Raw genomic sequence first — 13807 nt, 5'->3', positions numbered from 1 at the left:
TCTTTCTACTGCTGTCCTATCGCTTCAGCCAACGCCTTATCTTATCAAGCGCTGTCATTTTTTTCTTCGGACATACCCGCCTGAAATTCATCGCTTCCTTCATAAATATCTCCTGCGAATTGACAGCTCTTTCATCGCCTTTCTTCTTTCTGTATGTGCCGTCGCTTGTCATTTCTCTTGCCTTTACATTATCCGACAGCATAATATTTAAATTCCGTATCAAACGTTTCTTAATATCTTTGTCATAGATTGGGCAGGCAATCTCTACCCGTTTTTCCGTGTTTCTTGTCATCATATCCGCAGACCCGATATAGACATTTGCCGCTTCCCCGCTTCCAAACACAAACACTCTCGGATGCTCCAGATACCGGCCCACGATACTGGTCACTCTTAGATTCTCCGTCTTCCCCGGTATTCCGGGAAGGATGCAGCATATTCCTCTCACGATCAGATCAATGCGCACGCCTGCCTGAGAAGCTTTTGCTGTCTTGCGTATAAAGTCGATATCCGTAACCGAATTCATCTTCATCACAATCCTGCCCTGGCTTCCTTTTTTGATTTCTTCCTCCATCAAAGCGAGTACTTTCTGTTTTAAACTGGTCGGTGATACGATCAAATGCTGATAGGCGCCATTTAAATTACCGATCGACATATTCTTAAAAAATACAGACGCATCCTCTCCGATCCTCTGATTTCCCGTCAGAAGTGAGTAATCTGTATACATTTTCGCTGTCTTTTCATTATAGTTGCCTGTACCGATCTGCGTAATATATTTAATTTCACCTTTGCTGCGATATGTTATCAGACAGATCTTGGAATGTACCTTATACCCCTCAAACCCATAGAGGACTCTGCACCCGGCCTCCTCCATCCGTTCTGACCATTCTATATTATTCTGTTCATCAAAGCGGGCTCGCAGCTCGATCAGCACCGTCACTTCTTTTCCATTCTCTGCCGCTGCACAGAGATACTCCACCAACCTTGCCTTTTTTGCCAGACGATAGATCGTAATTTTGATCGTAATGACATTTGGATCGACGGATGCCTCCTTTATCAATTTTAAGAATGGCTCCATACTTTCATATGGGTAAGACAAAAGAACATCTTTTTTCTTTACCTGCGCTATCACACTTCCTTCTCCTAATAGAGGACAGGGCTGAGGCGTGAACGGTTCGTCTACCAAAGAACGTTTCATAGTCGGCGGTACTTTATCTGCGATTGCAAATATATAGTCTAATTTCATCGGCATTTTTGTCCGAAAAATACATTTCGGCGTGATATTGAATTTATCGCAAAAATACTTTTCCATTTCTTTGTTGAGCGGACTTGCCGTCTCCAGACGCACCACCGCCATACGTCTTCTCTTATTCAGCGTTTCCTGCATGATGTACCGAAAATCTTCATTATCTGCATACGCCTCATCATCCGGAGACACGTCTGCATTTCTTGTCACACAGATATAGTTTTCATTTGCTACTTCATATTGTTCAAATACAAGACTTAAATACTCCAATATCACCTTTTCCATACGTATATACCGTATGTCATGCCCAGGCAGATACAAAATATCGGAGATAAATTGTGGAACGGGAACTACACCTATCATAGATTTACTTTCCATTTTCAAATCCGCCACCACATAGATTTCTTTATTCAGCAGATGGGGAAACGGATGGTTAACATCTACGATCTGTGGCGAAAGCACCGGCAGTATCTGTTCCTTGAAATATTTCTTCACATACTTCTTTTCCTGTGCTTCCAGTTCCTTAAAATCCAAACCGCACACACCATACGGATGAAGCTGTTTTTTTATCTCCGCATAGGTCTTGTCTCTCTCTTTATACAAAGGAGCCACTGCGGCATATATCGCGTCCAACTGTCCGCGTGGCGTCAGTCCGGACTTAATATCCACCTTTTTATGATCTGCTTCTTCCATTGCATATAGGCTGCCTACACGTATCATAAAAAATTCGTCTAAGTTGCTTGTAAAGATAGCGACAAATTTCATCCGTTCCAAAAGAGGCACACTTTCATCCTGCGCTTCCTCTAAGACTCTCTGATTAAAACGAAGCCACGACAACTCTCGGTTCTGCGTATACTCTGGTTTTTCTCCCCGCATATTTATCCCTCCAGATATCTCATCATATTGTCCAGATTCTCCTGCATCAGATCATATCCATGTTTATAAAATGCTGTCAAGTTCTCTTTATTCCTTTCCAGCCTTGCCACCGGCTTTACAAGTGGCCGCAATACAAATATTTTTTTCTCTCTTTCCAGATGTTCCAGATAATTCATCGTTTTATTATACTGAAAACTCCTGCGCAGGATCGTGCGTACCAGATTCGGATAAGATTTGTAAGCTCTGCGATATACTTTTTCCATTCCCCTTGAGATAACTTTCTTCCGATACCCGGCATTTCTCGTCAGTATCACAATGATCTTCTCATTCTCCATTTTCTGAGCCCGCAAGATCGGCACCGAATCTGCCAACCCGCCATCCAAGTACGGTACCCCTTCTATATTTACAATCGGCGTCATAAGAGGCAGACTGCAGGAAGCCCGGCATATTTTCATAAACCGCTCTTTGTCTTTTCGCTCCTTCATATATTCAGCCTTTCCTGATATACAGTTAGTTGTTACCATCTCACATTCTATTTCTGACTGAAAATATGTATCATAATCAAATTTAAGTGTTTCATTGGGAAATGTATCAAAGAGCAGATCCATATTCATTAAACTTTTTTCCTTGACAAACCCCCGCACCCCGTTATAATAACTGCCTGATCTATCCGTCGGTATCATACAGTCTCTCGTCCTTCCCGGCTGCCTGGATACATAGTCCGCTGCATTACAAGCTCCCGCAGAAACACCGATCACATGTGACATATATATATCCTTCTCCATCAGATAATCCAGAATACCCGATGTAAATACACCTCTCGTTGCTCCGCCTTCTAAAACGATCGTCGCTTTTACCATATACATCCCTCACTTTTTCTTTTCATTATATAACGTTTTGTATAAATCGCAAACCACAAATATTGTTAAATTTTTTTAAATCGCTGTAAACCTTGCTATTTAGCCCTGTCTCATGGTAATATAGGCGGTGGAAAAGATTGCCCGAACGGGCAGACTCTTACGTGTCAGAAGGGCGTTTCTTTGCCCGGCATTATATGGAAAAGGAGAAAGAATATGATCAGTGCAAATAATATCACACTCCGCGTCGGAAAAAAGGCGTTGTTTGAAGATGTTAATATCAAATTTACAGAAGGCAACTGTTATGGTTTGATCGGCGCAAACGGAGCCGGAAAATCTACCTTTCTGAAGATTCTTTCCGGACAGCTCGAGCCTACCAAAGGAGAAATCGCCATCACTCCCGGTGAAAGACTTTCTTTCCTGCAGCAGGATCATTATAAATATGACGAATATCCTGTCTTAGATACCGTCATTATGGGAAATGCACGGCTCTATGAAATCATGAAAGAAAAAGAAGTCATCTACGCAAAAGAAGACTTTACCGATGAAGACGGCATACGCGCCAGTGAATTAGAAGGCGAATTTGCAGCTATGAACGGCTGGGAAGCTGAATCAGACGCCGCGACTCTCTTAAACGGACTTGGGATCGACACAGAACTTCATTATAAATACTTAAAAGACTTGACTGGTCCGGAAAAAGTGAAAGTACTTCTCGCACAGGCTTTATTTGGCAATCCAGATATACTGCTTCTAGATGAACCTACCAATCACTTAGACCTGGATGCTATCGCATGGTTGGAAGAATTTTTAATCAATTTTGACAATACGGTTATTGTCGTATCTCATGACCGATATTTTCTAAATAAAGTATGCACACAGATTGCAGATATTGATTATGGAAAAATCCAGCTCTACGCCGGCAACTATGATTTCTGGTATGAATCCAGCCAGCTCCTCATCCGCCAGATGAAGGAAGCCAATAAGAAAAAAGAAGAAAAGATCAAAGAGCTTCAGGAATTTATTTCCCGTTTCAGTGCCAATGCATCCAAATCAAAACAGGCAACTTCCAGAAAGCGTGCCCTTGAAAAAATCGAACTGGATGAGATCAAGCCATCCAGCCGCAAATATCCATATATTGACTTCCGTCCAAACCGTGAGATTGGAAATGAAGTACTTACGGTAGAAGGCCTCTCAAAGACGATAGATGGAGAGAAGATATTAGACAATCTTTCTTTTACCCTGGGACACGACGATAAAGTCGCATTCGTCGGCGGCAACGAACTGGCAAAAACCGTACTGTTCAAGATTCTGATCGGAGAAATGGAACCAGATGAGGGAACCTATAAATGGGGGATCACCACCACGCAGGCCTATTTCCCAAAAGACTTTGGCGGAGAATTCGACAGCGATTATACCATTACTGAATGGCTGACCCAGTATTCTGAAAATAAAGATGTCACTTATGTACGCGGCTTTTTGGGAAGGATGCTCTTCTCCGGTGAGGACGGCGTCAAACGTGTGAAAGTCCTTTCCGGCGGCGAGAAAGTACGCTGTCTGCTCTCAAAGATGATGATCTCAGGCGCAAATATTCTCCTTTTGGATGAACCGACCAATCATCTAGATATGGAAGCGATCACCGCGCTGAATAATGGAATGATAAAATTCCCCGGCGTACTTTTATTTACTTCACGCGATCATCAGATCGTACAGACAACTGCCAATCGTATCATGGAAATCGTACCGGGCGGAAAACTGATCGATAAGATCACCACCTACGACGAATATCTGGAAAGTGATGAAATGGCAAGAAAACGCCAGACATACTCCATACAGGCAGAAGAAAACGACTGAATATAAATTTAACTGACGAACTGCCTTATAGAGAAAGAGTAAAATTTATTATAGAAGGTAGATTCCTCAATTAAATTTCAGAAAAAAAGACGACTTCACGTTGTTGTACATCTCCAATCGGAAGGGAATAGATACTTCTGCTTGGAAGTTTGTAGCAGCGTGAAGTCGATTTTTTAAAACAGGAACATGAACTTAAGCGGCGAAAGTGTATGCATGAAATGTGCACTCATTCGAGCATACCGCAACACATGCCTTTCAGGCAGGCGTGCTATGCACGATAAGGTATGTTTTGCGTGAGCGAGGAATTTCGGTGCAACCCTGACGAGCGATGTAAAATACACATTTCATGCGCCCTTTTGTCGTTTGACTTCATATTTCTTTTGAACGCTTCCGCAGTGTCAGCTCAATTTCGCTTCCGCTTCATTTCGCTATCGGCAGTCGCCGAATGAAAAGGAACAGTTCACACCCTGTTTACATGCAAGCATGACACAGGGCATGAACTGTTCCTTTTCGCACTGCTTGTTGCTACGTTAAATTTATAAATAATAGATTATGTTTTCTTTTAAAATCTTTGGGATGCCATTGACGATTTCTACAATTGTTACTGCACAATTCGGCGGAACTTTATATTTCCAAAAATCAGCCGGTTCTGTATTGTTTCTGATATGGTTTAATAAGGAGGTCATTGCGGCTCCATGAGTCGATACCAGTATGTTTTTTCCTTCCAAGTCCTTTCGAGTACACATTTCTATCAAAAAATTTCTTGTTCTTTCATTCACTTGCATGATCGTTTCTGCATTTTTCGCGGGGATAAAATGTGCCGTATCGTTAAAGAACTTTTGAAATTCTCCACTTTTTTCATCTTTATCTTCCCCTGCACAGCACATACCTTCATACTCTCCAAATCCCATTTCTTTTATCCTATTGTCTTCATATAATGGAGCCGCTTGTTCTCCCAATATAATTTGCGCAGTCTGTTTTGCTCGTTTTAGCGGACTTGTATATGCACAGTCAAACCGGATGTTCTTCAATCCCTTCGCTGTTTCCTCCGCTAAATATTTTCCATATTCATTTAACGGAATATCTGCATGCCCCTGTACTTTTCGTCTTTTATTCCACTCTGTCTCTCCATGCCGAACAATATATAAGGTTGCCATTTTCATTCCTCCGTTTTCTGCAGGCAGCTTCAACACTCCTGCCTGTTTTCTGTTTTTAGGATTTCTGTCATACATCGCTTTTTAGTATAAACTTTTCTTTTCATTTTTGCAAAAAAGATTTATACTGTTATCATCAAAATAGAAAGGAAAATTACAGTTCACGCTGTAACAGACAATTTTATATGAAAAAAATAACCAGTTTTACAGTAAATCATTTAAAACTAGTCCCCGGTGTCTATGTCTCACGGAAAGACTTCTGGGAGGGAACCTGTGTTACTACCTTCGACATCCGCATGACTTCTCCCAATGAAGAACCCGTCATGAATACAGCAGAAATCCATGCGATAGAACATCTGGGAGCAACCTTTCTGCGAAATCATGAAGATTTCAAGGAAAGTGTACTGTATTTTGGACCTATGGGATGCCGTACTGGTTTTTATCTTTTACTCTTTGGGGAGCATACTTCCCAGGATATACTCCCGCTCTTGAAAGAAATGTTTGCGTTCATCGCAGGATACCAGGGACAGCTTCCTGGTGCAGCACCCAGAGACTGCGGCAACTATCTGGATATGAATCTGCCTATGGCAAAATACCTTGCCAAAAAATATTTAAAAGAAGTCCTTCTGGATATACAAGACGAGCAGATGTTCTATCCGGAATAGCCTCTTCTTCTTTATTTTCATCTATATACATGTAGAACAGAAATACAGCGCTGTATGCGAAACAGAACTTCTTTTTCACAACAGCGCCTTTTATTTTTTCTTTTTCAAAATTTTTGTCCGAATATAAAAATACGTTTTTTCTTCTCCCTCTTCTGCCAGCATACGCAAAAGCTTTTCTAAGAGTGCCTGTGTCTGCGGATGTATAAGATACTCGCCCTTTCCGCCCAGATAATACTCAAGAGGTGCAGCGTCTGTATAACTTGCGCCTCGATATACCTTACAAGCGGCGATCCGGTCCAAAAACATCTCTACTACATATTTCACAGGCATTTTCATACCGACCATCCCCTTATCTCCATCGGTTCCATAGTCAATCCAATACTCATAATGATGTTTGTTTCTTCCTTTGTGGTGAAGCCACGCTGAAGAATATCCGATTGCCTCCCGTTCTGCATTATTAGGACTTCTTGTTCCTTGATAATATTTACATCCCACCTTAAATTCTGTAAGACTGTACTTAGATAGATCGTGCAGCAGCCCCTGCCGGTACAGTCCCACTCGGAAACATTCTTTCATAACCAAGATTTTATGTCTTGTAATTGTACAAAAATGCTGTAATGCTTTCATCCTTATACTGTCCTGCTTTCTATTTTCCTACCAGAAATACGACAGTCCTTTCCTCCAATTCTATCGTTCTCTGATCTTCTAATAATTTTTCCTCCTGCTCCTTCCTGCATGTATAAAATACCCTGTACCATTTCCTGCCTCCGGTAAGAGCCGGAAGTGCAAAAGTATGCTTCAGCCAGTGCATATTATAGGCAGCGAAACATATATCTTCCTCTTTCTCATCACAGTAGAGTACTCCCAGCTGCCTGCTGGATACTTGATTTTGTACCTGCCAAGCATTCTCTCCATGATAAGATACATCCGGTATCCCACATGCCGTCCTGTCTATTCCCCGCACTGCTTCTTCTCTGTGTATGGAACTATGCGCTTTGCGCAGGGCGATCAATTCTTTTACGTACCGGAACAAAGAAGCGTCTGTCTTTAATTGTCCCCAGTTTAGCCATGCCAGTTCATTGTCCTGACAATAGACATTATTATTTCCTTTCTGCGAATTATAAAATTCATCTCCGGAAAGTAAACAGGGGGTTCCCTGTGCGGTAAGAAGAAGATAAAATGCATTCCGCACCTGGTTTTTACGGAGCTGTATCACGCTTTTTTTTCTGCTTGGTCCCTCTGCCCCGCAGTTCCAGCTATAATTATAGTCCGGACCATCCTGGTTTTTTTCACCGTTTGCCTCATTGTGTTTTCCATCATATGATACGAGATCCCAGAGAGTAAAGCCATTATGAGAAGTAATATAATTACACTTTCCATCTTCCCGGGAACAGTGCCGAAGCGCCCAAATGACAGCATCTATCATCCCTTCATCACCTTTTAAAAACCGGCGCATCACATTCTGGAATCCGTCATCTTTGCATAAGATTTTTCCGTCCTTTAAAAGCGGGTCTTTTTGCAGCATCTCCCATGGCACATGATATGGATTTACAAGGAAACCGTCCACATGATATTCCAACATATAATATCGCAGACATTCCAATGCCGTCTGCGGAAGAATCTCAGAATCAAAGGGCATCTCCAGTATCACTTCTATGCCTGCCCTATGGCATTCTTTTACCATATCTTTCAATTCTGCCACCGCATCGTTTCCTGCCGCATAAGATGCTTTCGGCGCAAAAAAATATCCCGGACCATATCCCCAGTAATTCGTGTATCCTTTGGCAGATTCTGCAAATTCATAAACCGGCATACATTGAATTTGATTGATCCCCAGTTCTTTTAAATATGGAATTTTTTCAATCACACCCCGGAATGTTCCTTTATGCTTCACTCCAGAAGATCTGTGCTTTGTAAACCCCTTTATATGCAGACTGTATGCGATCACTTCGTGATACGGCAAATAAAGCCTTCTGTCCCCTTCCCAATCATACTGCCGATTTACAAGCCGTCCACGCCTTAACGGATTTTTCTTTTCTTTTGCATCCTCTGTATATGTCAGTTCTTTCGCAAAAGGATCTACCCAGATCTTCTCTCCTGTCCTGTAAGCATATTCATATTCGCCGGGGAACACGCTTTCTAGTGCAAGAAAACGAATCTCTCCCATGCCTTCTTTCTGTTTCATGTCAAATGTATATGCCGGATCTTCTTCCCCTGCTTTATATACGCTGAGAATACACTCTTTTCCTGCCGGTACGCTAACGGAAAAGTTCACTCTGTCTTCTTCTACTGTTACACCTAGTGGAAACGGATGCCCCTGCACCTTTTTCATCATTTCCTGCTTATCCTTTCTTACTGCCAGCCATCAGTTCCATACATCTCTACGTTCTCTCTGTCGATAAAAAACGTCTCTATATGTACCTCTTCTTCGAAATCTTCTCCGTCCGCGATTGCTTTTGCCGTCTCAGCCGCAGTTTTGCCTATATTGATCGGAGACTGTGCTCCGGTACCTTCCATCGGATTCACCCCTTCCGCCAATAACTTTTTCACTGCTGGAGAGCCATCTATTCCATAGATCAAAATATCCGTCCGTCCGGCAGACTTTACTGTCTCATATACTTGCAGCGCCATTTCATCATTTCCGCACATGACAGCATCGATCTGTTTATTCTCTGCCAGCACTTCCTGCATGGCTGTTTTAATATCCTGCTCGCTGCTGTTGATCCTCTCCAAAACTTCAAATCCGCCTTCTGCAACCGCTTCTTCAAAGCCTGTGATCCTCTCATTAACAGAATTGATTGCAGGACATTCTACGATGATGACACTGCCCCCATCCGGTTTTGTCTCGATCAGATCTTGCCCGCAGACATACCCGGCATTTCTATTGTCTGAACCGATATATGCGTCGACCAGCTCTGTTTCTTTTACCTCTGTATCAAGATTGATCACAGGTATATCCGCTTCTTTCAACGCTTCCAATGCCGGTGTGATTTCTTCCCAATCGACCGGACATAAAATAACCGCGTCTACCTCTTCCTCTATCAACTCCTGGATCTGTGTAATCTGTGCCTGTACATCCCCTGACGGATTTTTGACAAGGAGGCGAGCTCCCTGCTCTTCTAAAGATGTCTGGATTGCCGCTTCCAGCGTCTCATAAAATGGATTCGACAAATTCATACAGCTAAATCCGACAACAAGTTCTTCTTGTTCTTCACTTTCTTCCTGTTCATCTGTCTCCACCACCGCATTATCTTCAGGAGTACCGACATTTTTCTTGCATCCACCCGCAAAAACAACAGCTGCCAACGCCACTGCCAGTACTCTCACAACTCTTCCTTTCATCCCGCTGTTTCCTTTCTTTATTTCTGTCCACTCTTACATTCTACCCTATTTCAGAGGATTGTCAACTGATTAACCTCTATGTTTCCCTTGCTTTTTTATATTCTATCTGTTAGAGTTTTATTAGCAATACTCCCCTATTAAATGTGAGGAGATCAATACAATAAAGGAGAAAAACAATGAACGAAAATGAAGCGCTCACTGTCACACTGACACTGGATAATGATGAAGAACTGGAATGCGCGGTACTGACTATATTTGAAACAGCCGGGCAGGAATATATCGCCCTCCTTCCTTTAGACGAAAATGGAGATAACGAGGATGGACAAGTCTATCTATACCGCTTCTTTGAAGGGACATCCAAGGAACCTGAACTGGAAAATATCGAAGACGACGAAGAATTTGAACGTGCGTCTGAAGCATTCGACGAATGGTTGGATACCCAGGAATTTGAAGAACTTGACCTAGATAGTCTCGAGTAGGTCCTGCACAAAACGGGAAGGAGATACCTCTTTCCCATTTTTTTGTTTTACATAACAAATCTTCAAGATTTCTTCTGCTCTTGTCATTGCTACATAGAACAGACGCCTTTCTTCCTCTGTTTCTTCCTCGCTTTTTGCTTTTTTATAGGGAATCTGCCCCTCATTTGCCTCTATGATAAACACCGTATCAAATTCAAGTCCCTTTGCGGCATGTACTGTCATCAAATGGATACCTCTTTGTTCTTCCTGTCTTTTCTGCTCCTTTTTTCGTAAAACTTCTGTATACTCCGCCACATGATCAAACCATTCTTCAAGAGTGGCAAAAGGTCTTGCGGCTTCCTCTATCTCCGCCAGTACCTCAAACAGATCTGCCGCATGTATATTCCTTGTCTTCGCATACTCTCTCAAAAAATCATCATATCCTATTTTCTTGCGCAGATATTGGATTGCCGCATAAGGCGCCATTTTTGAAAGCATCTTTATATCCCATTCAAACTGGTCGATCCGATCTTGCATCCAGTCCTTGTCGAAATAAAACTTCCGCAGTTCTTCGAAAGAAGCTTCTCCCTGAGAAAGGCTTTCTCTTGACAAATAGCGCTTAGGCCGGTTCATGATCTGTAAAAATTCTCCCCGCAGTCTGCTGCCGTTTGCCATATGGAAATATGCCTGTATATCTTTTCCGATAAAATGATTATACAGATTAGGAAGATGTTCTTTCATCTGAAAAGGGATCTTCTGTTCTAAAAAGTTCTCCACCACCGGCCTGGCATCTGTATGGATACGGAACAGAACAGCCATCCGTTCCCAGGCAATCCCTGCTTTTCTTCTCTTTTTTATTTCTTCTGTAATATATCTGCCCTCCTCCACCGGATCCTTCAATTCCTGCACATGCACGCTGGTCCCCTTTTCCTTTGCCGCACGCAGTTTCTTCTCAAACCGTACTGTATTTTTGCCGATCACTTTCAGAGAATTTTTTACAATATTAGCAGAAGAACGATAGTTAATGTCTAGAAGAATCTGTGCTGCCTGCGGAAAATCTTCTAAAAATTCAAACATGATCCTCGTATCTGCCCCACGAAACCCATAAATAGCCTGGTCGTCATCTCCCACCACAAACAAGTTATTCTCCGGCAGCGCCAGCATCTTTATCACATCATACTGTATACGGTTAATATCCTGAAATTCATCGATCAAAATATAACGAAATTTCTTCTGCCACTGTTTTAAAATATCCGGCCGTGACAAAAACAACTCTCGGCATAACAAAAGCATATCATCAAAATCAATTTTCCGCCATTTTTTCTTCTGCGCTTCATACGCATGATAAATTCCGTAAAACGCATCTGCATCGCATTTTGACGAATGAAATTCTTCTATAGCCAATCCATTATTCTTTACTGTTCCAATCTCTGAAACAATTCCTTCCAGAAAATCTTCTTCATCAAAAACTTCCATTTTCTGCCGACTGATCACATCTCTTAAAATCTGGTATTTTTCCTCTTCCGAAAGAATATTTCCGGAGCCTATGCGATAAGCCCATTTCAATATTCCATAATAAATACCGTGAAATGTTCCGGCAGTGACAGGTATAGTTCTTCTCCCCATGACCTCACACAGACGTTTTTTCATCTCTGCCGCCGCATAACGGGTAAAAGTAACGACCAGAATTTCTTCTGGTCTTACTTTCTGTTCCTCTATCAGGAATTTTATTCTGTTTACGATCGTTCTTGTTTTCCCCGACCCTGGTCCCGCAAGCACGAGACAAGGTCCGTCTTTTATCATCATTGCTTTTTTCTGTGCCTGATTCAATCTTCTGTCTTACTCCCCTTTATCCTTCCAGCTTCTGAATACCTGCCCGTATTCTTTTGAGAGATTCTTCTTTGCCAAGTACCTCCATGATCTCTGTAGCCCCGCCCGGCGTGTTCTGCTTTCCGGATACAGCTGTACGCAGCGGCCACATGACATACCCGATCTTATATCCATGTTCGCCGGCATATGCTTTCAGCGTCTCAAACAGGGCATCATTGCTGTAATCTTCCTGAACTTCCAATACCGGAAGTATCTGACGCAAAAATTCCAAAGAATTCTCCGGATTTGTTTTCATTTTTTTATGTGTATACAAAGATATGTCATACTCCGGTACTTCTTCAAAGAATTGAATCTGTTCTTTGATGTCCGGCAGGATCTCGATCCTTGTTTTGATAAGCGCCGCAATCTTCTCCAGATCATATTCTTTTGTGATAACTTCCTGTATATAAGGCTTCGCCAGCTCATAGAAACGTGCAAAAGGCATTGCCTTTAAGTACTCTCCGTTCATCCATTTTAGTTTAACGGTGTCAAATACTGCCGGCGACTTGCTCATATGTCGGTAATCAAAAGCTTCTACCAATTCTTCCAGAGAAAAAATCTCACGATTATCAGACGGACACCATCCAAGCAGCGCAACATAATTGACCACTGCCTCTGATATATATCCCTGCTCTATCAAATCTTCATAAGAGGCATGTCCGCAGCGTTTGCTCAGCTTCTTATGATTTTCGTCCGTGATCAAAGGACAATGTACATACACCGGCACTTCCCATCCAAACGCCTCATACAGCCGGTTATATTTTGGAGCTGAAGATAAATATTCGTTTCCTCTTACTACATGCGTGATTCCCATCAGATGGTCATCTACTACATTTGCAAAATTATACGTAGGAAAACCATCTGATTTGATCAAGATCATATCATCCAGTTCGCTGTTTGGAACGGTAATATCCCCATATATCTCATCATGAAAAGTCGTTGTTCCTTCGTTTGGCACATTCAGACGTATCACCCATGGCTTGCCTGCTTTAAGATTTGCCTCTACCTCGTCCGCAGTAAGTCCAAGACAATGTTTGTCATAGACTACAATATCTGTTCCATCTTCTGATACCGAGGTTTTTAGAGATTCCAGACGTTCCTTGTCACAGAAGCAATAATAGGCGTCCCCTTGCTCTACCAACTGTTTAGCATATTTCAGATAAATCCCCTTCGCGCACCGTTCGCTCTGTACATACGGCCCATATCCGGCATCCTTATCCGGTCCTTCATCATGATACAGCCCCGTCTTTTCCAATGTCCGGTAAATAATCTCCAGGGCACCGTCGACAAATCGTTCCTGATCTGTATCCTCTACTCTTAAGATAAAATCTCCTGCTTCATGCTTTGCGATCAAATACGCATACAGCGCTGTCCGTAAATTTCCCACATGCATCCTTCCCGTAGGACTTGGCGCAAATCTTGTTCTTACTTTATCACTCATTTTCTCTCTCCACTTTCTGTCTCTGTTTTAAAGTCATACAGTATTTTTTTC

Annotated in this window: 11 protein-coding genes; 3 read left to right on the top strand and 8 right to left on the bottom strand. The window is 42.2% G+C overall.

Annotation, left to right across the window (positions count from 1 at the left end):
• Positions 1-16 precede the first annotated feature (16 nt).
• Complete coding sequence (gene ppk1, locus BN3282_RS11080) at positions 17-2119, bottom strand: polyphosphate kinase 1 (RefSeq protein WP_059069180.1); 2103 nt, start codon at positions 2117-2119, stop codon at positions 17-19.
• Positions 2120-2121: 2 nt separating this feature from the next.
• Entirely contained in the window at positions 2122-2985 is an 864-nt protein-coding gene (locus tag BN3282_RS11075; protein WP_059069178.1) for a patatin-like phospholipase family protein, read from the bottom strand.
• 207 nt (positions 2986-3192) lie between these two features.
• Between BN3282_RS11075 and BN3282_RS11070 the strand changes: the two genes are divergently transcribed.
• The gene (locus tag BN3282_RS11070; protein WP_059069177.1) at positions 3193-4827 is read left to right on the top strand and encodes an ABC-F family ATP-binding cassette domain-containing protein; all 1635 of its coding nucleotides are present in this window, start codon (positions 3193-3195) and stop codon (positions 4825-4827) included.
• Between the two features lie 536 nt (positions 4828-5363).
• Here the strand turns inward: BN3282_RS11070 and BN3282_RS11065 are convergent.
• Entirely contained in the window at positions 5364-5984 is a 621-nt protein-coding gene (locus tag BN3282_RS11065) for a histidine phosphatase family protein (RefSeq protein WP_059070413.1), read from the bottom strand.
• A gap of 182 nt (positions 5985-6166) precedes the next feature.
• Here BN3282_RS11065 and BN3282_RS11060 point away from each other — a divergent pair, with 182 nt between their 5' ends.
• Positions 6167-6646 carry an S-ribosylhomocysteine lyase gene (locus BN3282_RS11060; RefSeq protein WP_059069175.1) on the top strand — a complete coding sequence of 160 codons (480 nt, stop codon included), beginning with the start codon at positions 6167-6169 and terminating at the stop codon, positions 6644-6646.
• A 90-nt stretch (positions 6647-6736) separates the two neighbouring features.
• Here BN3282_RS11060 and BN3282_RS11055 read toward each other — a convergent pair whose 3' ends face one another.
• Genes BN3282_RS11055 through BN3282_RS11045 form a run of 3 tightly spaced genes read right to left on the bottom strand, consistent with a single transcriptional unit; the run spans position 6737 to position 9988 of the window.
• Positions 6737-7273 carry a DUF5662 family protein gene (locus tag BN3282_RS11055; RefSeq protein WP_059069173.1) on the bottom strand — a complete coding sequence of 179 codons (537 nt, stop codon included), beginning with the start codon at positions 7271-7273 and terminating at the stop codon, positions 6737-6739.
• A 19-nt stretch (positions 7274-7292) separates the two neighbouring features.
• The gene (locus BN3282_RS11050) at positions 7293-8978 is read right to left on the bottom strand and encodes an alpha-amylase family glycosyl hydrolase (RefSeq protein WP_059069170.1); all 1686 of its coding nucleotides are present in this window, start codon (positions 8976-8978) and stop codon (positions 7293-7295) included.
• Between the two features lie 20 nt (positions 8979-8998).
• Complete coding sequence (locus BN3282_RS11045) at positions 8999-9988, bottom strand: substrate-binding domain-containing protein (RefSeq protein WP_059069168.1); 990 nt, start codon at positions 9986-9988, stop codon at positions 8999-9001.
• 176 nt (positions 9989-10164) lie between these two features.
• Here BN3282_RS11045 and BN3282_RS11040 point away from each other — a divergent pair, with 176 nt between their 5' ends.
• Positions 10165-10467, top strand: coding sequence for a DUF1292 domain-containing protein (locus tag BN3282_RS11040; RefSeq protein WP_059069166.1), 303 nt, complete (start codon positions 10165-10167; stop codon positions 10465-10467).
• Here BN3282_RS11040 and BN3282_RS11035 read toward each other — a convergent pair.
• Together BN3282_RS11035 and gltX are read right to left on the bottom strand one after the other, a co-directional pair.
• Complete coding sequence (locus BN3282_RS11035) at positions 10450-12252, bottom strand: ATP-dependent helicase (protein WP_059070410.1); 1803 nt, start codon at positions 12250-12252, stop codon at positions 10450-10452. The two genes, BN3282_RS11040 and BN3282_RS11035, sit on opposite strands and share 18 nt — an antisense overlap.
• Positions 12253-12295: 43 nt before the next feature.
• Positions 12296-13756, bottom strand: a complete 1461-nt coding sequence (gltX, locus tag BN3282_RS11030; protein WP_059069163.1) for a glutamate--tRNA ligase — start codon at positions 13754-13756, stop codon at positions 12296-12298.
• Positions 13757-13807 lie beyond the last annotated feature (51 nt).

The sequence above is a fragment of the Mediterraneibacter massiliensis genome (assembly GCF_001487105.1).
In the GTDB taxonomy this organism is placed as follows: Bacteria; Bacillota; Clostridia; order Lachnospirales; family Lachnospiraceae; genus Mediterraneibacter; species Mediterraneibacter massiliensis.
This window is presented reverse-complemented; position numbering and strand designations above follow the sequence as displayed.